Here is a 21,026-nt window from a genome sequence, read left to right as displayed (position 1 = left end):
CTGTCATAAAATTGGAGGGATTCGTAATGGAAAAAGAAAAAGAAATCAAGAAAACCGGTACGTTAGGTTCTATCCGTATTGCAGATGAAGTTGTCAGCATCATTGCCGGACTGGCTGCTACGGAAGTAGAAGGTATCGCTGGCATGAGCGGTGGTATTGCCGGTGGCATTGCGGAAATGCTTGGCCGTAAGAATTTTGCCAAGGGTGTAAAAGTCGAAGTGGGTGAAAAAGAAGCTGCTGTTGACCTTTACATCATTGTGAAATACGGGGTACGTATTCCGGATATCGCATTGGCTGCCCAGGAAAATGTCAAGCAGGCCATTGAGACGATGACGGGCCTTTCGGTGGTAGAGGTCAACGTCCATGTCCAGGGAGTAGGTTTCCCAGAAGATGACAATCATGAAGATGAGGTTCGTGTCCGTTAAAAGAGGCTGATGATATGGGGTTAATCAATCGATTTCTTCTCTTATTGCTGTCTCTGATGACACTGGCTCTGTCCATTTCGGTCTTGGGTGCAGTTTTTGGATGGCTCCCTGAGGCGGTTTGGCTGGACGCGATTCACTATGCTTTAGGCCGTCAGGAGACAATTGCTGTCGCAGTGGTGGTGCTCCTGATTAGTTTGAGGCTCCTTGGTCAAGTGTTTTCCTGTTCGAAGGAGAAGGTGGCCAGCAAGGGTGAGTATGTCATTGAAAGTGGTCCGCGAGGAGAAGTTCGTGTGGCATTAGATGCGTTGCGCAATTTCACCGATAGGCTGGCACGTGAGGCCCACGGCGTTCGTGATGCCCGCGTGACGGTGAAAGCAAAGAACCGCAAGGAGGGCGCTGACCTTTCCTTGCATCTTGATTTGGTGGTTGGACGTGAGGCCGAAGTGACGAAACTGTCGGAAAAACTCACCACTACCATCCAGCAGCAGCTTGAGCAGACCATGGCACTAACTGATGTGCCGGTAACTATTGTGATAAAAGATGTCTCCGATGCGCAGCCGTCAAAAAAGCATCGTGTCGTATAAGGCGGTGACTGTTGATGAAAGAGGAGTTTAAGTCAATCTGTCAGGCATTGTGGCAGGAGCATCGCGGTAAGACTGTGGGGGCTGTGGCAGGAATTATCCTGGGAACCGCAATCCTTTGTTTTGGCTTTTGGCATACCTTCTTTGTCCTTTGCTGTGGGCTGATTGGTCTTTACATTGGCGCGCAGATGGACCAGGGGGAGAATGTCTTGGGCGGTATTAGCGACAGGGTGCTGCACATGTCGGAGCGTTTTCGGAATTAAGATTATAGGTAGAGGAAGGTAAGTAATGAGTCGTAGACAAGCAAGGGAAGCAGCCCTGCAGGCGCTTTTTCAGTTGGATTTAAATCAGGCAGATACGGAAGAGCAGCAGGGAATGTATGAGACCCTGGCTATCGATACAGCACTGAGCGAGGGGGAGAAAATGTCCTCTCGCGACCGTTCGTACGTGCAGACGCTTGTTCGTGGCACTCGTGAGAATATCGAGGCAATCGATGCTTTGATTACAGAGAGCTCGAAGGATTGGAAGATTGAGCGTATGGCAGCGGTAGACCGCAACTTGGTTCGCATTGCCATCTACGAGATTCATTTCTCGGAGGAGAAGCTTACGCCAAATATCGCAATCAATGAGGCTGTGGAACTGGCGAAGAAGTACGGTACGGATGATTCCAGCCGCTATGTCAATGGAATCCTGGGCGCGATGATGAAGCTTTCGCGCTAATGAAACGAACTGCCAGACCCAAAGAATGGTCTGGCTTTTTCGTATGTCTGGAGGGAAATAGGTGGCAATACATTCTGTCAGTCAGGTGAACAAGTTCATAAAGGGGATGTTTGACCGGGAAAATGTGCTCAAGGGCATCATGATTCGCGGGGAAATCTCGAATTTTAAATGTTATCCCTCTGGGCATTGTTATTTTACGCTGAAGGATGCCGGCGGGGCTTTAAAAGCCGTAATGTTTAAAAGCCGGGCGCAGCATCTGCGGTTTCAGCCCGTCAATGGGTTAAAAGTCGTGGCAGCGGGAACAATTTCCGTTTATGAACGGGACGGTGCGTATCAGCTTTATGTGGATTCTTTGGCACCTGAGGGAACTGGCGATTTGCAATTGGCCTTTGAACAGTTGAAGGCAAAACTTACCGAGGAGGGTTTGTTTGACCAATCCTGGAAAAAGCCATTGCCGGTATTTCCCAAGCGAATCGGTGTCGTGACCTCTTTAGCGGGAGCGGTGCTACGGGATATCTATCACGTGTCGAAGCATCGCTGGCCTAAGGTTCAGCTGCTACTACATCCCGTACAGGTTCAAGGGGAAGGTTCGGCGGAACAGATAGCGTCAGCCATTGAGTTTTTCAACAAATTGTGTCCGGTGGACGTTTTGATTGTAGGCCGTGGCGGCGGTTCCATGGAAGACCTTTGGTCCTTCAATGAGGAATGTGTGGTGCGGGCGATTTTTGCCTCGAAGATTCCGGTAATTTCTGCCGTGGGGCATGAAACGGATTTTACTTTGGCGGACTTTGTGGCAGACGTTCGGGCCGCAACGCCGTCAAATGCGGCGGAACTTGCGGTTCCCGATTGCCGGGAAGTAGCACGTCATGTCCAAAATCTACAGGCCCGCTTGACAAGTCAAGTGAAAAAGGAAATCGAAAGCCGTCGCTTAAGACTGGAGGCCTGTCTGCGCAGTCCGGTGTTGGCGAATCCCCAGTCGTTGCTGGCGGCCCGCCGCCAGCGGCTTGACTATGTGCTCAGCGACTTGCAACGGCTGACAGAAAAGGTCATTACCACGAAAAAACACCGCTTGAATCTGCTGCTGGAACGGTTGGATGGCATGAATCCTGCCGGGGTCCTTCGCCGTGGTTACGCCATGGCGGAAAAGGGGGGTAAGCTGGTGAATAGCGTAGAAGATGTAGCGCCAAAGGATAAGTTGCTGCTGGTCCTTCAAGATGGAAAGGTTCCCGTTGAGGTGGTAGGTGTGCCGGCAAAAGCCAAAGCTGGAAAGGAAGGAAAATAAGATGCCAAGAAAAAAGGAATTGTCGTTTGAAGAATCGCTGGAGAAGTTGGAGCAGATTGTTGCTTCCATGGAATCGGGCGACAGCAATCTCAAAGATCTCATGGCAAATTATTCCGAAGGGGTCCAGCTGGGAAATACTTGTCTCAAGGCGCTGGCCGATGCGGAAAAGACTATGGACCTTTTGGTTCGGGAAGACAATAAGAAAGTAATCAAGCAAGAATTGCAGATAGAGGGAGAATAAACGATGAAGCTCAAGGAACTCTGGAAAGAAAGACAGCAATTGGTGGAGTCTGCTTTGGCTGGTGAACTCAATAAGAAGTCGCCTATTGACAAGACGCTGACGGAATCCATGGAGTATAGTCTGTTGGCTGGCGGCAAGCGCCTGCGGCCGGTACTGTTGATGGCGGCTGCGGATGCATTGGGTGTCGATGGTACGAAATTCCTCAAAACGGGTCTTGCCATTGAGATGATTCATACCTATTCCCTGATTCATGATGATTTGCCGGCCATGGATGATGATGACTATCGCCGTGGCAAGCTTACCAACCATAAGGTCTATGGTGCTGGTATGGCAACGTTGTCCGGTGATGCGCTGCTGACCTTGGCCTTTGAGGTAATATTGCGCCAGGAAGGCGTCGATGCGGAAACGCTGGTAAAGGTTGTCCGGGAGATGAGCATCGCTGCCGGTCCGGATGGCATGGTAGGCGGACAGGCCCTTGATATGGAGTCAGAAAACAAACAGATTGATATGGACACCATGCGGCTTGTACACCTGGGAAAAACCGGTGCGTTATTCCGGGCGGCCATCCGCAGCGGTGCAATTCTGGCTGGGGCAACGTCAGCCCAGCTAGCTGCCTTGACGGAATATGCAGATAAATTTGGTTTGGCTTTCCAGATTACCGATGACATTCTTGATGTTGTCGGCGATGAGGCTGTGATTGGCAAGCCGGTGGGCAGTGATGAGAAAAATCATAAATCCACCTATGTTACCCTGACTTCGCTGGCGGAAGCCAAGAAATTGGCCCAGGAAACGGTGGAAGAGGCGGTGGCAGCCTTGAAGGATTTCGGTCCTGAGGCGGACTTCCTGCGTGAGCTCGTTTCTTATCTGGTCGACCGTAATAAATGATTGGGAGTGCTTGGCATGAATGCATATCCACTGCTGGATAAAATCAATAACCCGGAAGATATAAAGAAGTACAGTCTCTCGGAGCTTGAGGAACTGGCGCGTGAGCTGCGCGGTTTTATCATCGATACCGTATCGGAAAATGGCGGACATCTGGCACCGAGTCTCGGAACGGTGGAACTCACCCTGGCCCTGTATAGCGTATTCCATTTTCCCCAGGATAAATTGGTTTGGGATGTGGGCCATCAGGCCTATTCCCACAAAATCCTGACGGGGCGTCGGGAGCGTTTTCACACCCTGCGTCAGTTAGGGGGAATCACGGGATTTCCCAATCGCTTTGAATCGAAGTATGATGCCTTTGGCGTTGGCCATGCCAGTACTTCGATTTCTGCAGCCTTGGGTATGGCCATATCCCGTGACCTCTGTGGCCGCCGCAACGAAGTCATTGCGGTTATTGGCGATGGGGCTCTGACCGGCGGCGAGTCTTTTGAAGCTCTGAATCAAGCCGGTGACCTGGGCAAGAAGCTCATTGTTATTCTAAATGACAACGAAATGTCCATTGATAAGAATGTCGGTGGCATGAGCGAATATCTTTCTCGTATCCGCACGGCCCCTCAGTATAACAAAGCCAAAAAAGATGTGGGAAATCTGCTTATGAGCATTCCTCATATTGGGGACAAGGCTTATCGGACGGCACAGATTGTGAAGGATAGCGTTCGTTCCGCCTTGGTGCCGGGCAGTATCTTTGAGGAAATCGGCTTTCATTACATTGGACCGCTGGACGGTCACGATATTTCGCTGCTCCAGGAAATGTTCTGCCGGGCCAAAGAGCTTGATGGGCCAGTGCTCATTCACATTCATACGAAGAAAGGCAAGGGCTTCCTGCCAGCAGAGAATAATCCCAACAAGTTCCATGGCATTGGTATATTTGACCGCCAGACTGGTGAGTGCCCGAAGAAAGCAGGGGGAGCACCCAGCTACACGTCGGTATTCAGCAAGGCCTTAATAGAGCTGGCGGATAAGAATTCCAATATTACCGCAGTTACGGCAGCTATGCCATCGGGTACGGGGCTTAAAGCTTTTGGGGAAGTCTACCCGGGTCGGTTCTTCGATGTGGGCATTGCCGAGGAACACGCCGTTACGCTGGCTGCTGGTATGGCTGCTGACGGTCGCCATCCGGTGGTGGCCCTTTATTCCACCTTTGCCCAGCGGGCTTATGACCAGCTATTGCACGATGTCTGCCTGCAGAATCTGCCGGTGACCCTGTGCCTTGACCGGGCTGGTCTGGTGGGGGCCGATGGCCCCACTCATCATGGCGCCTTTGACCTGTCTTATCTTCGCCACATGCCGAATATGACAATCTTTGTGCCGAAAGATGAAGCAGAACTTCGGGACATGTTGGCAACTGCGGTGGAGATGGATTCCCCTACGGCTGTCCGTTATCCACGGGGCGCTGGCTTTGGTGTGCCCCTTCGGGAAGATTTTGCTGAGGTGCCAGTGGGCAAAGCGGAAATTGTCAAGACGGCTGCTGATGATACCGTGGCCTTTTTGGCCGTTGGCCCCATGGTTCACCAGGCCGAGGAAGCGGCAGAAATTTTGGCCGCCGATGGCATTTCTGCCTCAGTGGTCAATATGCGCTTTGTCAAACCCTTGGATACCGAAGTCATCAAGCAGATGGCTTCGCGCCAGCTGCTAGTTACCGTGGAGGAAAATTCTTTGGTGGGGGGCTTTGGCTCAGGAGTGGCCGAGTATCTGATGGATGAGGGGCTTTCGGACAAAGTAAAACTTCTTCGTTTAGGGCTTCCAGATAAGTTTATCGAACAGGGAACGCCGAAGGAACTGCTGGAACTCTGTGGCCTTACGCCCCAGCAGCTGGCAGCAGCAGTAAAGGAACGATTACAATAATGGCAAAACAACGATTAGATATTTTATTAGTAGAAAAGGGATTAGCCGGCAGCCGTGAACGGGCGAAACGCATGATTATGGCAGGCGAAGTCCTGGTGGATAATCAGAAGGTGGATAAAGCCGGAGCAACGGTAAAGCCTGAGGCGGAAATTCGCCTGTTGGGCAATGATATTCCCTATGTCAGCCGTGGTGGCTTGAAGCTTGAGAAGGCCATGAAGGAATTTGGCGTTGCTCTTGAGGGACGTCGTTGCGCCGATATTGGTGCCTCCACTGGCGGCTTTACGGACTGCATGTTGCAAAATGGTGCGGTTCAGGTATTTGCCATCGATGTGGGTTATGGTCAGTTGGCTTGGAAATTGCGCACCGATGACCGCGTGGTCAATATGGAGCGCACCAATATCCGCAATGTGACGCCGGAAGATATCGGGACGCTGCTGGACTTTGCTTCCATTGACGTTGCTTTTATCTCGCTGACCAAAGTTCTGCCCGTAGCCTTTTCGTTGCTCAAGGACGAGGGGGAATTGGTGGCCCTTATCAAGCCGCAGTTTGAGGCAGGCCGGGAGTTTGTCGGCAAGAAGGGCGTAGTACGTGACCCGGCCGTTCATGAAAATGTAATCCGCACCGTTACGGCCTTTGCCCGGGAACTGGGTTTTGTACCCATGGCACTTACCTTTTCACCCGTAAAGGGACCGGAGGGGAATATCGAGTATCTCATCCGGTTGACCAAGGATAAAGGCCAGCAGGATACCGTAACCGAGGAGCGCCTCGTAACGGTTGTGGCTGAGGCGCATGGAGCGCTGGATAAATAAGGAGTAATTGTGATGCTGACTATCGCCATTTTTCCGAATGTGGATAAACCCCAGGCGCCGGAAGTTTTAAAACGAATAATGGATTTCTATCGGGACAAGGATGTAAAACTCATCATGCCCATTGATGAATCGCGCTTCTTTGGTTTCGAAGAATACGGGGTACCCAATATTGAACAAATTGAAGCCGATATCGCCTTGAGTATTGGCGGTGACGGGACGCTGCTGGGGGTATGTCGCCGGTATGGTGCCCGGTCGGTGCCAGTCTGTGGTATCAATATTGGCACCCTCGGATTTATGGCAGATATTGAGCTGGGGGAACTAGAAACCAAGCTTCAGAAAATCCTGGAGGGAGATTACCAGATTGAACACCGTCTGCTCTTGGCGGGCTTTGTCAAATCCAGTGGGCAGGAGCGGTTCTTAGGACATGCCATTAACGATGTGGTGGTGACTAAGGGCGGCGTGGCCCGCATGCTTCACTTGGGACTTAGCATTAATGAAACCCATTTGATGGATTACAAAGCCGATGGGGTAATCGTATCGTCCCCAACGGGGTCTACGGCTTATTCTCTTTCCGCTGGCGGCCCCATTATGAATCCGAATATCCGCGCGCTGCTGATTACGCCAATTTGTGCCCATACCTTTAATATGCGGCCGCTGGTAGTGGGGGAGGACGATGTGGTTCACATTCAGATTGCAGCCATCCATCAGGACATCATCGTAACCTTTGATGGACAGGAAAGTTTCCGCTTGCTGCCGGGGGATGAAGTCACCGTTATGAAATCAAATGTACAGGCAGGCATCGTGAAGTTCGAAGACAAAGATTACTACCAGATTCTTCGGACGAAGCTTTGGAAAGATGCCTGATATATCGTTAGACAAGGAGAGGTGGACAGATGAAAAGTGTACGTCATGCCGTAATCAAGAATATTATCGATAATCAAGTCATAGAGACGCAGGAGGATTTGGCCGAAGCACTGCGGGAACGCCGCATACAGGTGACTCAGGCAACGGTATCCCGGGATATCAAAGAACTGATGCTCATTAAAGTACCCACTGGCGACGGACGCTATCGGTATGCATCGCCGATGCAGAACGCAATTTTGTTCACAGAAGAGCGCATGCATCGTCTCTTTGCTGACACGGTTACCGCTTGCGATTACAGTGAAAATATCATTGTGGTCAAGACGCTGCCGGGGGGCGCTAACACGGTGGCTTCGGCACTAGACCACGCGAATTGGACCGAAGTCATCGGTACGGTGGCTGGTGACGATAACATCATCATGGTCATCAAGCCCAAGGAAGCTACCGAAAAAATTCTGCATCGCCTGCAGTCTTATTTGAAATGATGCACACTAAAGGAGATCTTCTTCGATGCTGAAAACTTTGACCGTTTGGAATTTTGCCTTGCTTGAACATGTACAGGTAGAGTTTGGACCTGGTCTCAACATTCTTACGGGTGAGACCGGCGCCGGTAAATCCATACTGATTGACTCTTTGGGAGCAATCCTTGGCAATCGTATCTCTTCGGATTCGATTCGCACAGGCTGTGAGTGGCTTCGGGTGGAAGCGGTTTTTACCTTGGAATCGGAAGCGGCGGCGTTGCATGAATATCTGGCATCTCAGGCCATCGATGATTCCGAGGGCATGCTAATCATCACGCGGCAGGTGACCCATGGCGGCCGCAGCATGGTGCTGGTAAATGGCTGTCATGTCACGTTGGCGGTCCTCAAGAAGATTGGTTCTTTTTTGGTGGATGTTCATGGCCAAAATGAAAATCTGGCCCTGTTAAAGGAAGAGAGCCAGTTTAATTTGTTAGATGGCTATGTTCCGGAACTTGCTGCTGCCCTGTCGGCTTATCGGCAGTCCTACGACAACTGGCACAGCTGTTGCAAGCTGTATGCAGAAAAGGAACAGGCTTCCCGGGAATATGCCCAGCGGCTCGATATGCTTCGCTGGCAGGATAAGGAAATCGAGGGAGCCCAGCTCAAAGCAGGGGAAGATGAGGAACTCGAAGCCCAGATTCGCAAATTATCCCATGCGGAAAAAATTGCTGGCTATGTGGAAGATTCTTATAACCTGCTGGAAAATGGTTCGAAAGACGGGGGCAGCGTCTTAGCTGCTTTATCGAAGGTCAAGAAAAACCTGTTGGATATGAGCCGCTTTGACGAATCCATGGCCAACGCGCAGAAGATGGTAGAAGAGGCGTTCATTTCCTTGCAAGAAGCGGCCTATGAACTTCGCGACTACGGGGAGGGCATGGAGTTTAGCCCGGAGAAGCTGGATAAACTCCAGCGCCGGATGGATGTCATCTACAAGCTTCGCAAAAAATACGGTGCCACGATTGAGGAGATTTTGGCCCATCAGGAAAAAGTCCAGCAGGAATTACAGGACATCGAAAATTACGATGAAGACATGCAGGCGCTGGAAAAACAGATTGAGTCCTTGAAGCAGGAACTGACGGCGAAAGCGGAGCGGGTGACCAAACTACGTACCCAAGCGGCCAAGGAACTAGGCACTGCCATTGGCAAACAACTCACGGCGCTGGGAATGCCCAAGGCAGTCTTTCGCATTGCCGTAACGCCAGCGGGCAAATTTCTACCGGGTGGTGCCGATGCCGTGGCCATGTATTTTTCGGCCAACCCTGGCGAAGCGGAAAAGCCCCTGCAAAAAGTTGCTTCTGGCGGTGAATTGTCCCGCATTGCCCTGGCTATCAAGACGGTGGCTGCATCTCGTGACGCTTCCGTTCCCAGCATGGTATTTGATGAAATTGATACAGGAATTGGCGGCCGCACGGCCCAGATGGTTGCCGAGCGCATTGCCTTGGTGGCGCGTTTCAAGCAGGTTCTTTGTATCACCCATCTTCCACAGATTGCCTGCATGGCCGATATCCATCTCTACATTTCGAAATCCACAGCAGCGGGCGCGACGGTTACTTCGGTACATCAGCTCTCCGAGCGGGAACGCATCAGTGAAGTGGCCCGCATGGCTTCCGGCGTTGATGTCACCGCCGCTTCTTTGGATAATGCCAAGGAAATGGTAAGTCATGCAATGGTAATAAAAAACAATTTTAGCTGATATTTTTGTAAAAATTCATATTGACTTTTTTTCAAATCATGATAATCTTAGGAAGGATTGTGAGAGATTTGGAAAGAAGGAAAATTGAATGAAGGAATATGTACCTACCGGTCACCGCGTATTCCGTGGTGGCTGGAGTATCAGCTATGAAGTGGTAGCTGTGGAAGTAAGTGAGGATTCAACGTCGATGTCTGAGATGGTTGTGGAAGAACATCCGGATGTGGATAAGGAGAATGTGGCCATAATCCGCGTTTGATTTGGCCTTTTGATTTAGCAGGAGAGCCTTTTGTTTTGCGACAGAAGGCTCTCCTTTTGTAAAAAAAGAGCTTTTGCTGGCAGGAGTTTGTTAAATTAAGACGAAATATAATAAGGTGGATTGTGATATATATCCTCGATAGGGAGGAGAAAAAGAATTTGGACAAGCAGTTTGGAAAGATTACTGTTCTAGAGTCGACGGGGCGCAAGGACAAATTCGGCAGCGAGTATTACTGGTGTCGTTGTGCCTGTGGTAATTTCACAATTTTTTCCCAGGAAGAACTGGAAAGCAATTATATCCAGGATTGTGGCTGTGGTTGCGCCAGGGCTTCGGAGCAGGAAGAAAAACAAGTGGTCAATGCACAGAATCTTGTTGCCGTTGGCTCAGCGAATAGGAATGGTAAAACGAAAGAAAAGAAAGCACACCTTGAATCCTTTTCTTCACGTTGGGTAGGACTCGACGGTGTCGCTACGAATCCCAAACATATTCGTCCATGGCCGGAGGTTAAACGCCGCCGCTAAATGGAGGGAAGAGTGCCTCATTGCAGTTGCAATGGGGCGCTTTGCTTTGTATACTAATGGATAGAATCGAATTTGCAGGAGGTTTATTTATCATGTTAGGAATTCAATGTTATGCGATTTTTTGGCTGCTGGTCAGCGGCTATGCGTTGCAGACATTGCTGGTACATACGGGACCGGATATTGATGACGAGGAACGAAAGCAGTGGCAGGACGAGATTGAGTCCATGGGAAAATTCATGTCAGGCAAAGGCATTGGCAAAATGTTTCTGCTGATGTCGGTGGCACTGCTAATGATTGATGGATTGGGATTCTTCTTTACCTACCAATACGCGGAGCTTCGCCCTTGGCAGCAATGGGCTTTTTATTTTGTTGCGGCGGCGTTGATTGTGGATTCCCTGGTAGACTTTTATCGCATGCGGAAACTCTTGGCAGCAAATGAGCCCGATGAGATTGCTCACCGGATGAGTGAATATATGGATGTCACATCGGTTTGGGCTAATTTATCAATGTTTGTGGTGGGAGGCAAATGCCTGCTGGCCGTGGTGCTGGTTTTGTGGACGGTTTTTCGCTAAGCACGGGGAAGGCTTGAAATCCTGGAGGTCCCATAGTAAAATAAATAAGATATGAACAAATAGGGGGAGCAACGATGGACGAAGAATTGATCGAGAAAAAAGTCAGCAGTGAAGATATTTTTGATGGTGCTTTGCTTCATGTCAAGCGCGATACAGTCACGCTTCCCAATGGCAATAAAGCGACCCGGGAGTGGATTGCTCATCCGGGGGCATCGTCGATTATTCCGCTTACCGATAAGGGAGAAGTAATTTTGGTTCGCCAGTATCGCTATCCCATTGGCAAGGTTACGCTAGAAGTTCCGGCCGGCAAACTCGATGCGCCGGATGAGGACCCGCTTTATTGTGCGAAGCGTGAACTTTCGGAAGAAACCGGTTATGTGGCGGAACGGATTACCAAACTTTCGACTATTGCTACCACGGTGGGCTTTTCGAATGAATATATCCACATGTATCTGGCTGAGGGCCTTACCCCGGGAAAACAGCATCCTGATGAGGATGAGTTTATCAACGTGGTAAAGATGCCGCTGGAAGAAGCGGTGGCTATGGTTCTAGATGGACGGATTTGCGATGCCAAGTCAGTGGCTTCGATTCTGCTGGTGGAACGCCGCCTGCGGGAAAAACAGGACAAGTAATACCCATAATGGAGGAATGAGATGTTTGATTTTAATCTGATGCATATCGTGGCTGGACTGCCTGGTTTGATTATTGCCATGGTGGTTCATGAATATGCCCATGCGCAGGTAGCTGTTTGGCTTGGTGATTTTACGCCGCGCATGATGGGGCGCTTGACTCTTGACCCGCGGGCCCATGTGGACCCGATTGGTATGCTTATGCTGTTTTTGTTTCACTTCGGTTGGGCTAAGCCGGTTATGATAAATCCTCATAACTTCAAAGAGCCTCGCCGTGATGACATTCTGGTATCCATTGCAGGACCGGCGGCAAACCTTATCACCGCTTTTGCAGCGCTGTTGTTCTTGCAGCTGTATTTCGTGGCAACAGGAGGCCAGGTTCATGACAAGGGCTTAGAGACGGTTTTTCTGCTCATAACGGAGTACAACATCGGTTTTGCTATCTTCAATATGATTCCACTGCCGCCATTGGATGGTTCCCACGTGCTAAAACAGCTTTTGCCCCGGGATTTGGCTTATCAGTTCGCAAACTTGGAGCGGTACAGCTTTATCATTCTCATTGTGATTCTGGCTACGCCGGTTTTGGATATGATTTTTATTCCGGCACGGCGGATGATATGGCAGCTCTTTTCCTTCCTGCTCGGCTTGCTCTTCTAAGGGAAAGTTTGGGATATGGAGGACTACAAAGTAAAGATTGATGCCTTTGAGGGGCCCATGGACCTCCTCATGCATCTGATTGAAAAGAATAAGATTGATATTTATGATATTCCTATAGCTGAGCTGACCCGGCAGTATGTCGAATATCTAGACCATTTTCGTGAGTTCAACATCGAGATTGCCAGTTCCTTTTTGGTTATGGCCGCAACTCTTTTGCAGATTAAGTCTCGCATGATGCTGCCAAAACCAGAGGTAAACGAGGAAGGGGAAGTGGAAGACCCGCGCTTAGAACTGGTGGCGCGCATTTTGGAGTACCGAAAATTCAAGCAGGTCAGTGGTGTCTTAGGGGATATGGCTGGGGTTCAGGAGCGCTATGTTAGCCGTGAGCCCATGGAGCTTCCGGTGCACCATCTGCCCCCAGGAAATCTTTCGTTGCGACTCTTAGTGGAGGCCTTTCATACGGTTTTATCCGTCAAACAGGAATTGTCAATTCCAAAAGCATTGGTAACACCGGAAACCTTCAGCATCAAGGATAAAATGGCTGATATTTTGTCGCTGTTGGAGCGAAGCCATGGGCGCCTGTTGTTTTCGGAAGCTTTTGAGACGGGAACGCGCAACGAGCTTATTGTGACCTTTTTGGCTTTGCTTGAGCTCATGAAGCTAAAGACCGTAACGGTCAAACAACAGCGTGCTTTTGCGGAAATTTATATATGTACCCGGGAGGAAAAAGAAGATGACTGAACCAGCACAGCGGCTGGATATAACCGACCTCGGTATGCTTGAAGCTGTCCTTTTTGCTACGGGCAATCCGATGTCGGCGGCAGAACTTGCCCGTATTTTGCAGCTGGATGTTTTGGGAACGCAAAATCTGTTGCAGGAACTGTCGCAGGCATTAGATGCCAGACGGAGCGGACTTACCATACGGCAGGTTGCCGGTGGTTATCAGATGGCAACACGGCCGGAGGCCTTTTCCGTGGTGGAACGGCTGACGGAAGTTGTCGACCGCAAGATTTCGGCGCCGACGATGGAGACCCTGTCCATCATCGCCTTTAAGCAGCCGATAACCAAGGCAGAAGTGGAGCAGATTCGCGGCGTTCGAGTGGAACGGGCCTTGCAAAAGCTCATGGAACTTGAACTCATTGCTGAAGTGGGTCGCAAGGCGGTAATTGGCAGGCCAATCCTCTATGGAACGACGGATACTTTCCTGCGGTGTTTCGGCATTAACTCTTTGGAGGATTTGCCGGATTTACCCACTACGGAGGAAGCGGCAGCCGGCCTTGATGCGGAGCAGATGGAATTATTCAACGAAGTCCGTCAGCTTCAGGCGGCAGAGAATCAAGAAGACAGCGATTCAATAGAGAATCAGGGAGAGCCCTAAGCTCTTTTCAGGAGGAAATGGAATTGGTAGAATTATTGGCACCGGCAGGCAGCCGCGAAGCGCTTATCGCGGCTGTGGAAAGTGGTGCGAATGCAGTATATCTGGCGGGCAGTATGTTTGGTGCCCGCGCCTATGCAAATAATTTTGATGAGGATGGCCTGCGCTGGGCCATCCGTTTTGCACACCTGCGGGGTGTGCTTATTAATGTTACGGTAAATACGATTGTCAGTGATGAAGAAATTCCAGCGGTTCGGGATTATCTGCGATTCCTCTACGAAGCAGGAGCCGATGCGATTCTGGTACAGGATTTGGGGGTGGCTAAACTGGCACGGGAGACGGTGCCGGATTTACCCCTTCATTCGAGTACGCAGATGACCGTCCATAGTTTGGAAGGCGTCTTGGCACTGCAGAATTTAGGATTTACCCGGGTGGTGCTTTCTCGTGAATTATCGTTAAAAGAGATTCGCCATATCTGTGCCAACTGCGATGTGGAGATTGAGGTCTTCATGCACGGGGCGCTTTGTGTCTGCTATTCGGGCCAGTGTCTTATGAGCAGCATGATTGGTGGTCGCAGCGGCAACCGTGGCCGCTGTGCCCAGCCCTGCCGTCTGCCCTATACCCTAGTAGATGAAAAGGGGGAAGATGTGCTAGGGAGCGAGGCGGGAAACTATTTGTTATCTCCCCGAGACCTCAACACTATTGATATTATCCCCGAGCTCATTGAAGCTGGAGTAGCATCGCTGAAAATCGAGGGCCGCATGAAGCGTCCGGAGTATGTGGCGACGGTGGTCGGAACCTATCGCGAGGCAATCGATACCTTCTATGCTGGTGCAGGCTATAAAGTTTCGGACCAGGCCCGCGACAATCTGGCGCAGATTTTCAATCGCGACTTTACCACGGCCTTCTTGCTGGGGCGCCCCGGCAAAAATATGATGAGCGATAGACGGCCCAACAACCGTGGCCTACTCATCGGCCGGGTCAGCCGATACGACTGGGATAGACGTATCGTGACGGTAAAGCTCAGTGGCAAATTAAGCCTTGGCGACCAGGTGGATTTCTGGGTAAAAGTCGGCGGCCGGGTGACTGCGACGATTCAGGAGCTTTGGGATGACAAAGGCAAAAATATCACCAGGGGCGAGGCCGGTGATACGGTATCCTTTGCGATTCCCTCGGCGGTTCGTGATCACGACCGGGTGTTTAAGGTCTATGATGCGGCTCTTATGGAAGCCGGCAAGGAAATGTATGCGTCCGGAGCACCGGTACGCCGTATCCCCATTTCAGCAACGGTTCGTGCTGCCATTGGCAAGCCCCTTACGATTCTGTTGGATGATGGAAAGGGGCACAAGACCAGCGCCGCAACGGAGTTTATTGGCGAATTGGCTCGGAAGCGTCCCTTGACCGAAGAGACGGTGCAAAAGCAAATCAATCGCCTGGGAACTTCGGTTTACGAACTGGAATCGCTTACGGTGGATATTGATGGCGAAGTCATGATTCCCATGAGTGAAATTAACGACGCCCGCCGCAAGGCTGTGGAGCAGTTGGATGAACTTCGTTTGGCAGAGTTCCGCTTCTCCAAACGGAACTTTGCCCCTTTGCAGACGGCGTGTCCGCAACCTGCCCAAAAGGCAAGCCTTATGGTGTCGGTTGACTCCATTGCAAAGCTTAAAGCAGCTATAGATGGTGGCGCCGATGGCATTCTCTTTGGGGGAGAGTCTTACACCCATAAAGCCATTTCGCTGGAAGAATATCAGCAGGCTTGGAACCTTGCTAAGTCTGCCAAGGTGCGCATCGACTTCAACCTTCCGCGTATCATCAAGGAAAATCATCAAAGGGCCATCGAAAAGCTGCTATTGGCCTGGCAGAAGACCTGCCCCCCTGATGCGGTTCATGTGCACAATATTGGTGCCCTGGCTTTGGTAAAACGGCTTACGGATTTTCCCGTTCATGCAGATTATTCGCTGATTTCCTATAATAAAAGCACGCTGGCATTCCTTAAGGAATACGGAGTGGCAGAAGCCACTTTGTCGCCGGAGCTTAATCTTAAACAAATCCAGGCCATTGCTAAAGACAGCGCCCTGCCTCTTAGCTGCATCGTTCACGGCCGGCTGGAACTCATGATTTCCGAGTATTGCGTGACGGGAAGTTTCTTAGGGGGCGTCGACTGTGGTGCCTGCAGCCAGCCTTGCACGAAGGGACGTTATGCCTTAAAGGATCGCAAGGAGGCGCAGTTCCCGCTGGTCATGGACCAATATTGCCACATGCATGTGCTCAACAGCAAATGCCTTTCCATGCTGCCCCATGCGATGAAGTTTGCGCCTATGGGCGTTGGGACATTGCGGCTTGAAGCCAAGGCCATGACTGAGGGGGAAATCCGGCAGTTGGTCAAAGCTTACCGCAAAGCCATGAAATTTCCAGCAGAGCTCGATGAAGCACAGGAGGCTTGGGTAAAAGAGCAGGAAGGCAGCGAAATCACGCGAGGACATTTTTATCGAGGGGTTTTGTGATAGATGGAAAACGAGTCATTTAACATTTTAGAATACGAAAAAATCACGGAGATGCTGGCCGATAGGGCTGGTTCTTCCCTGGGGAAGGAAAAAGCCCGGGCTCTTTATCCAAGTTCGGATTTCAGCGAAATCAGCGAATGGCTCCAGGAGACGGAAGAGGCCGTTACTGTTTTTGCCATGACGGCACCGCCTTTGGGGGGGATTCATGATATCCGCCCGCTGCTGGTGAAGACGGGCAAGGGTGCCGTGCTGGATTTAGCCGAACTGCAGGAGGTTATGAGCACTCTTTATGCCATGCGCACGGTAAAGCGCTTTTTCCGGGATTTGGAAATGGAAGTGCCGGTGCTCAAAGAGGGGGCGCATTCCATTGAGATTTTGGGCCAGCTCGAGCGCAATCTTTCGCTGACCATTGATGAACACGGCAACATGCGGGAGGATGCCAGTGTGGAACTTCGCCGCATCCGGCGGGAACTTAAAAGTTCCCAGGTCCGCATCAAGGACAAGATAAACAACATCCTTCACGATGCCCAGTATCAGAAGATGTTTCAGGATGCCATCGTTACCGTCCGCGATGAGCGCTATGTTATCCCGGTTAAGGCGGAGTATCGCACCCATTTTCCGGGGCTCATCCATGACCAGTCCGCCAGTGGTTCAACTCTTTTTATCGAACCCATGGCGGTAGTGGAACTCAACAACGATGTGAAACAGCTGACGCTGGCTGAGCAGCAGGAAGTTCAGCGCATCCTGCGCCAGCTGTCCCAGGAAATCAGCCGGGATAGCGAACCGCTTACCGCCAACTGCGAGATTCTTCGCGACATCGATTTTGCCTTTGCTAAGGCAAAACTCGCCCGGGATATGGAGGCCGTAAAGCCTCTTATCAATGAAGAGGGGCGCACGGTGCTGAAGAATGCCCGTCATCCGTTGATTCCTCGAGACAAAGTAGTGCCCACCAGCATTACCCTGGGGAAAGATTATCGCATGCTGCTCATAACGGGACCCAATACCGGCGGTAAGACCGTCAGCATGAAAACCCTGGGCCTCATGGTTCTTATGGCTCAGTCGGGCTGCTATTTGCCGGTGGAGGCCGATTCGGAGATTGCCGTATATCAGAATCTCTATGCCGACATTGGCGATGAGCAAAGCATTGAGCAGAGCCTTTCCACCTTTTCGGCCCATATGACCCATATCGTTCGGATTCTCGACAAAGTTGAGAGCGACGATTTGCTGCTCCTCGATGAGCTTGGGGCCGGTACGGATCCGGAAGAGGGTGCTGCCCTGGCTATGTCCATTCTGGAACGTTTGCTGGAGGTTCGGGCGACGACGGTGGCAACCACTCATTATTCGGAACTTAAGACCTTTGCTTATACCCGGGAGGGCATTGAAAATGCCTGCGTCGAATTTGATGTGGAGACCCTGCGGCCGACCTATCGGCTGCTCATCGGCATTCCGGGAGCCAGTAACGCCTTTGCCATCAGTCAGCGCTTGGGGCTTTCCGAATCCCTTATCCTGCGGGCCAAGCAGCTGGTTAAAGCAGACCATGCTCAATTTGAACACGTCATCAATCAGCTGGAAAGCGAAAAGATGATGTATGAGCAGATGAATGCCGAGATTCGGGAGCGTCAGCAGCGGGTTACCCAGCTGGAATTGAAACTGCAAAATGCCAAGAGTGAGCTTTCGAAACAAAAGGGCGAAATCATCCGCAAGGCCAAGGAAAAGAGTGCGGCGATGATTCGTCAGACCCGCCGGGAGTCGGAAGCGGTTATCAAGGACCTGAAAGAGCAGTTTGACGACCAGGGCATCCGCGCTCGCCAGCAGGCAATTGCCGAAGCCCGTGCCAAAATCAACGAGGCATCGGAGAAGGCAAGACCTGGCATCATGGCTCAGAAGGGCGTTGGGCAGAAGATTGATGTCAAAAAACTGTTGCCGGGGGATGTAATCTACGTTAAGAAGCTGGACCAGAAGGGGACGGTTATCGAAGTGCAGGGCAAAGAGCTGACCGTTCAGCTGGGCAGCCTACGCACCAAAGTCAAGGCTTCTGGTTGTACCTTCCTGTCCCATGGAGAAAAGGAAAAGCCCCAGCCAATTATCAGTGGCAAGAAGCGCAACAGTCAGTCTGGTTCCTTCTTGCAGAAGACCCAGAACATTGGCCGGGATATCGATATTCGCGGCATGATGGTGGATGAAGCCGAAATGACCCTGGGCAAATTCCTGGATGATGCGGTGATTGCCGGGCTCACTCAGGTTCTCATCATTCACGGCAAAGGAACGGGAGCCCTTCGCAAAGGCGTCCATGCCTATCTGAAACGTCATCGCAACGTTTCAAGTTTCCAGTTCGCCGATATTAACGAAGGGGGAACTGGTGCTACAGTGGTAGCGTTGAAATAAGGATATAGTTTGGAGCTGTTGATTTCATAGACGATGCAATCGTTTTGTGTTAAAATGAAACAGTATAAATTTAAGGAGGCAGCTCATGGATAAACATTCAAATACGAGCCGTCAAAAACGTCCCACAAAAAAAGGCAGCAGCACCGCGAAACGCGTGTTTCTGGGATTAGGATTGGTTTTACTGGTCATGGTTACTGGAATTGGCTGTGGTTTTTTGACTGCCAGTATGAATACGAAGCCGGATTTAGCAAATGATATTCTGCCACCGGCCTCATCGCAGATTTACGATATTAACGGCAACGAGATTGCCAACGTTCATGCGGCGGAGAACCGGCGGCCAGTTAAAATTCAGCAGGTTCCGAAGGACCTTCAGAATGCCTTTGTGGCCGTTGAAGATAACCGCTTCTACGAACACAGTGGTGTAGATCCGCGCGGTATTTTGCGCGCCCTTTATGCCAACATTCGCGGCCGCGGCGTATCGGAAGGTGGTTCTACGATTACGCAGCAGCTGGCAAAGAATGCGTACCTCACTCAGGAACGTACGATGACGCGTAAAATCCAGGAGGTATTCTTGGCAATGCAGTTAGAACGCCAGTATACGAAACAGGAAATCCTGGAAATGTATATGAACCAGATATACTTTGGTCAGGGCGCTTACGGTGTTCAGGCCGCTGCGCAGACTTACTTCGGCAAAAACGTCGAGGATTTAACCTTGAGCGAATGCGCTATGTTGGCCGGTATCCCCAAGAGCCCGAATTATTATTCTCCGATGAATAATATGGATGCCGCTATGGAGCGCAAGGGTGTTGTTATCGACCAGTTGGAAAAATACGGGTATATCAACAGCAGTGCCGCATCCAAGGCCAAAAAGGAAAAGCTCAATATCGTCAAGCCGGTAAAGAAGAAAGAGACTTCTGAGGCGTCTTACTTCATTGAATACGTGACCCAGGTTCTCATCGATAAATACGGTGCGGACGCGGTTTATAAAGAAGGTTTGAAAATCTATACCACCATCGACATGGATATGCAGCGGGCCGCTGAGGCAGCCATGAAGAATCTGCCGGATATCAAAGTCGATGCCAATAAGATTCAGCAGCCTCAGGGCGCATTGGTGGCAATTGACCCCCATAACGGCTATGTGAAGGCTATGGTAGGCGGCCGCGGCACGGATCAGTTCAACCGTGCCACGATGGCGGTGCGTCAGCCAGGTTCTGCCTTTAAGCCCTTTGTTTTTGCGGCAGCCCTGGAGGATAAATTCACGCCGAGCACCATCATCGACGACAGTCCTATTAACATTGATGGCTGGCGTCCCCAGAACGACAGCGGTCATTTCAGCGGCAAGGTCACCATGCGTGATGTAGCCCGCTTTTCGATGAACGTACCGACGGTTAAGATTGCCCAAAAGCTGGGAATCGATAAACCGATTTACTATGCCCAGGAGATGGGTATCTCTACCTTTGTCCTCGACGGCCCTCAGAACGACCGGACCCTTTCTACGGCTCTGGGCGGTTTGACCAAGGGCGTGACGCCGATGGAACTCACTAGTGCCTATGGCACCTTTGCCAATAAGGGCGTCCATGTGGAACCGGTAGTCATTGTCAAAGTCCTTGACCGCAACGGCAAGGTGTTAGAGCAGGCTGAAGTAAAACAGCGCAGCGTCATCAGTGAAAGCAGTGCAGCCGAACTTACGGACATGCTGGAAGGCGTTATCAAGAAGGGCGGTACGGGTGCACGGGCCAATATCGGCCGTCCGGCAGCTGGCAAGACGGGTACCACCAGCAATTACCATGATGCTTGGTTCGTTGGCTATACGCCGGATTTGGTTTGCGGCGTGTGGGTCGGCAACGATGACAACACGGCTATGAACGGCGTCATGGGTGGACAGTTGCCAGCCCAGATTTGGAAGAACTTCATGGAAAAGGCACTGGCTCAGACGCCAGCTAAGAATTTTGATGGTTCGGCTGCTACTAAGCATGATAGCATTGGCGAGCTGGAAAATGATAAAAAGACGGAAGTCAAGAAAAAAGGCGAGAACAAGAAAGACGCCAAAGATGGTAAGAATGGCAAACAGGATACCAGCAAAACGGTTCCTGGACCAGGTGGTGCAAACGGTGGCAATGATTCCCCGTCCATGCCGGAATCGGTGGCACCGGAACCAGGCGGCGGCATCTCCAAATCCCGTAATTAATTGACAATTGACATTT

At 50.9% G+C, this 21,026-nt stretch carries 22 protein-coding genes; all 22 read left to right on the top strand.

Annotated elements, in window-relative coordinates:
- Positions 1-26 precede the first annotated feature (26 nt).
- The 22 genes from BLQ36_RS07240 (at position 27) to BLQ36_RS07140 (ending at position 21,010) form a co-directional block, all read left to right on the top strand.
- Positions 27-425: an Asp23/Gls24 family envelope stress response protein gene (locus BLQ36_RS07240; RefSeq protein ID WP_143558701.1), complete on the top strand. Its 399-nt coding sequence runs from the start codon at positions 27-29 to the stop codon at positions 423-425.
- A 14-nt stretch (positions 426-439) separates the two neighbouring features.
- Positions 440-1,009 (top strand): alkaline shock response membrane anchor protein AmaP, encoded by a 570-nt coding sequence (gene amaP, locus BLQ36_RS07235; protein ID WP_074514939.1) that lies wholly within the window; start codon positions 440-442, stop codon positions 1,007-1,009.
- A 14-nt stretch (positions 1,010-1,023) separates the two neighbouring features.
- Positions 1,024-1,269 (top strand): DUF2273 domain-containing protein, encoded by a 246-nt coding sequence (locus BLQ36_RS07230; protein WP_074514938.1) that lies wholly within the window; start codon positions 1,024-1,026, stop codon positions 1,267-1,269.
- Positions 1,270-1,294: 25 nt separating this feature from the next.
- Positions 1,295-1,726, top strand: a complete 432-nt coding sequence (nusB, locus tag BLQ36_RS07225; RefSeq protein WP_074514936.1) for a transcription antitermination factor NusB — start codon at positions 1,295-1,297, stop codon at positions 1,724-1,726.
- A 61-nt stretch (positions 1,727-1,787) separates the two neighbouring features.
- Positions 1,788-3,008, top strand: coding sequence for an exodeoxyribonuclease VII large subunit (xseA, locus tag BLQ36_RS07220; RefSeq protein WP_074514935.1), 1,221 nt, complete (start codon positions 1,788-1,790; stop codon positions 3,006-3,008).
- A gap of 1 nt (position 3,009) precedes the next feature.
- Entirely contained in the window at positions 3,010-3,249 is a 240-nt protein-coding gene (gene xseB / locus BLQ36_RS07215; protein ID WP_074514933.1) for an exodeoxyribonuclease VII small subunit, read from the top strand.
- A gap of 3 nt (positions 3,250-3,252) precedes the next feature.
- Complete coding sequence (locus BLQ36_RS07210) at positions 3,253-4,134, top strand: polyprenyl synthetase family protein (RefSeq protein ID WP_074514932.1); 882 nt, start codon at positions 3,253-3,255, stop codon at positions 4,132-4,134.
- 15 nt (positions 4,135-4,149) lie between these two features.
- A complete protein-coding gene (dxs, locus tag BLQ36_RS07205) occupies positions 4,150-6,036 on the top strand; it encodes a 1-deoxy-D-xylulose-5-phosphate synthase (RefSeq protein ID WP_074514931.1) in 1,887 nt (628 codons plus the stop codon).
- Complete coding sequence (locus BLQ36_RS07200; RefSeq protein ID WP_074514929.1) at positions 6,036-6,845, top strand: TlyA family RNA methyltransferase; 810 nt, start codon at positions 6,036-6,038, stop codon at positions 6,843-6,845. Before dxs ends, BLQ36_RS07200 begins: the two co-directional genes overlap by 1 nt.
- Before the next feature lie 12 nt (positions 6,846-6,857).
- Complete coding sequence (locus tag BLQ36_RS07195) at positions 6,858-7,709, top strand: NAD(+)/NADH kinase (protein ID WP_074514927.1); 852 nt, start codon at positions 6,858-6,860, stop codon at positions 7,707-7,709.
- Between the two features lie 29 nt (positions 7,710-7,738).
- Positions 7,739-8,191, top strand: a complete 453-nt coding sequence (gene argR / locus BLQ36_RS07190; RefSeq protein WP_033169398.1) for an arginine repressor — start codon at positions 7,739-7,741, stop codon at positions 8,189-8,191.
- A gap of 25 nt (positions 8,192-8,216) precedes the next feature.
- Positions 8,217-9,920, top strand: coding sequence for a DNA repair protein RecN (recN, locus tag BLQ36_RS07185; RefSeq protein WP_074514926.1), 1,704 nt, complete (start codon positions 8,217-8,219; stop codon positions 9,918-9,920).
- A gap of 88 nt (positions 9,921-10,008) precedes the next feature.
- Complete coding sequence (locus BLQ36_RS13395; protein WP_180364839.1) at positions 10,009-10,176, top strand: hypothetical protein; 168 nt, start codon at positions 10,009-10,011, stop codon at positions 10,174-10,176.
- Between the two features lie 158 nt (positions 10,177-10,334).
- On the top strand, positions 10,335-10,697 hold the full coding sequence (locus tag BLQ36_RS07180) for a hypothetical protein (RefSeq protein WP_074514924.1): 363 nt from the start codon (positions 10,335-10,337) through the stop codon (positions 10,695-10,697).
- 92 nt (positions 10,698-10,789) lie between these two features.
- The gene (locus tag BLQ36_RS07175; RefSeq protein ID WP_074514923.1) at positions 10,790-11,269 is read left to right on the top strand and encodes a hypothetical protein; all 480 of its coding nucleotides are present in this window, start codon (positions 10,790-10,792) and stop codon (positions 11,267-11,269) included.
- Between the two features lie 74 nt (positions 11,270-11,343).
- Positions 11,344-11,901: an NUDIX domain-containing protein gene (locus BLQ36_RS07170; protein ID WP_074514921.1), complete on the top strand. Its 558-nt coding sequence runs from the start codon at positions 11,344-11,346 to the stop codon at positions 11,899-11,901.
- Between the two features lie 21 nt (positions 11,902-11,922).
- The gene (locus BLQ36_RS07165; RefSeq protein ID WP_074514920.1) at positions 11,923-12,555 is read left to right on the top strand and encodes a site-2 protease family protein; all 633 of its coding nucleotides are present in this window, start codon (positions 11,923-11,925) and stop codon (positions 12,553-12,555) included.
- Between the two features lie 15 nt (positions 12,556-12,570).
- On the top strand, positions 12,571-13,296 hold the full coding sequence (locus BLQ36_RS07160; protein ID WP_074514918.1) for a segregation and condensation protein A: 726 nt from the start codon (positions 12,571-12,573) through the stop codon (positions 13,294-13,296).
- Positions 13,289-13,933, top strand: coding sequence for an SMC-Scp complex subunit ScpB (scpB, locus tag BLQ36_RS07155; RefSeq protein ID WP_074514917.1), 645 nt, complete (start codon positions 13,289-13,291; stop codon positions 13,931-13,933). Before BLQ36_RS07160 ends, scpB begins: the two co-directional genes overlap by 8 nt.
- 17 nt (positions 13,934-13,950) lie before the next feature.
- The gene (locus BLQ36_RS07150) at positions 13,951-16,437 is read left to right on the top strand and encodes a DUF3656 domain-containing U32 family peptidase (RefSeq protein ID WP_318260942.1); all 2,487 of its coding nucleotides are present in this window, start codon (positions 13,951-13,953) and stop codon (positions 16,435-16,437) included.
- A gap of 3 nt (positions 16,438-16,440) precedes the next feature.
- Complete coding sequence (locus BLQ36_RS07145) at positions 16,441-18,822, top strand: endonuclease MutS2 (protein WP_074514915.1); 2,382 nt, start codon at positions 16,441-16,443, stop codon at positions 18,820-18,822.
- Between the two features lie 85 nt (positions 18,823-18,907).
- On the top strand, positions 18,908-21,010 hold the full coding sequence (locus tag BLQ36_RS07140; RefSeq protein ID WP_074514914.1) for a transglycosylase domain-containing protein: 2,103 nt from the start codon (positions 18,908-18,910) through the stop codon (positions 21,008-21,010).
- Positions 21,011-21,026: the final 16 nt, after the last annotated feature.

The organism is Selenomonas sp. WCT3 (assembly GCA_900100835.1).
Taxonomy (GTDB): Bacteria; Bacillota; Negativicutes; order Selenomonadales; family Selenomonadaceae; genus Selenomonas_A; species Selenomonas_A ruminantium_E.
Note: the sequence above shows the minus strand (reverse complement) of the source record. Positions and strands in the feature narration are given on the sequence as shown.

Bases quoted from the DNA above. Each gene is read 5' to 3' on its own strand.
- BLQ36_RS07140 (WP_074514914.1), top strand. From the start codon at position 18,908: ATGGATAAACATTCAAATACGAGCCGTCAAAAACGTCCCACAAAAAAA.
- BLQ36_RS07200 (WP_074514929.1), top strand. From the start codon at position 6,036: ATGGCAAAACAACGATTAGATATTTTATTAGTAGAAAAGGGATTAGCC.
- dxs (WP_074514931.1), top strand. From the start codon at position 4,150: ATGAATGCATATCCACTGCTGGATAAAATCAATAACCCGGAAGATATA.
- xseB (WP_074514933.1), top strand. From the start codon at position 3,010: ATGCCAAGAAAAAAGGAATTGTCGTTTGAAGAATCGCTGGAGAAGTTG.
- BLQ36_RS07195 (WP_074514927.1), top strand. From the start codon at position 6,858: ATGCTGACTATCGCCATTTTTCCGAATGTGGATAAACCCCAGGCGCCG.
- BLQ36_RS07210 (WP_074514932.1), top strand. From the start codon at position 3,253: ATGAAGCTCAAGGAACTCTGGAAAGAAAGACAGCAATTGGTGGAGTCT.
- BLQ36_RS07160 (WP_074514918.1), top strand. From the start codon at position 12,571: ATGGAGGACTACAAAGTAAAGATTGATGCCTTTGAGGGGCCCATGGAC.
- BLQ36_RS07150 (WP_318260942.1), top strand. From the start codon at position 13,951: ATGGAATTGGTAGAATTATTGGCACCGGCAGGCAGCCGCGAAGCGCTT.
- scpB (WP_074514917.1), top strand. From the start codon at position 13,289: ATGACTGAACCAGCACAGCGGCTGGATATAACCGACCTCGGTATGCTT.
- BLQ36_RS13395 (WP_180364839.1), top strand. From the start codon at position 10,009: ATGAAGGAATATGTACCTACCGGTCACCGCGTATTCCGTGGTGGCTGG.
- recN (WP_074514926.1), top strand. From the start codon at position 8,217: ATGCTGAAAACTTTGACCGTTTGGAATTTTGCCTTGCTTGAACATGTA.
- BLQ36_RS07230 (WP_074514938.1), top strand. From the start codon at position 1,024: ATGAAAGAGGAGTTTAAGTCAATCTGTCAGGCATTGTGGCAGGAGCAT.
- BLQ36_RS07240 (WP_143558701.1), top strand. From the start codon at position 27: ATGGAAAAAGAAAAAGAAATCAAGAAAACCGGTACGTTAGGTTCTATC.
- BLQ36_RS07175 (WP_074514923.1), top strand. From the start codon at position 10,790: ATGTTAGGAATTCAATGTTATGCGATTTTTTGGCTGCTGGTCAGCGGC.
- BLQ36_RS07165 (WP_074514920.1), top strand. From the start codon at position 11,923: ATGTTTGATTTTAATCTGATGCATATCGTGGCTGGACTGCCTGGTTTG.
- BLQ36_RS07170 (WP_074514921.1), top strand. From the start codon at position 11,344: ATGGACGAAGAATTGATCGAGAAAAAAGTCAGCAGTGAAGATATTTTT.
- argR (WP_033169398.1), top strand. From the start codon at position 7,739: ATGAAAAGTGTACGTCATGCCGTAATCAAGAATATTATCGATAATCAA.
- nusB (WP_074514936.1), top strand. From the start codon at position 1,295: ATGAGTCGTAGACAAGCAAGGGAAGCAGCCCTGCAGGCGCTTTTTCAG.
- amaP (WP_074514939.1), top strand. From the start codon at position 440: ATGGGGTTAATCAATCGATTTCTTCTCTTATTGCTGTCTCTGATGACA.
- BLQ36_RS07145 (WP_074514915.1), top strand. From the start codon at position 16,441: ATGGAAAACGAGTCATTTAACATTTTAGAATACGAAAAAATCACGGAG.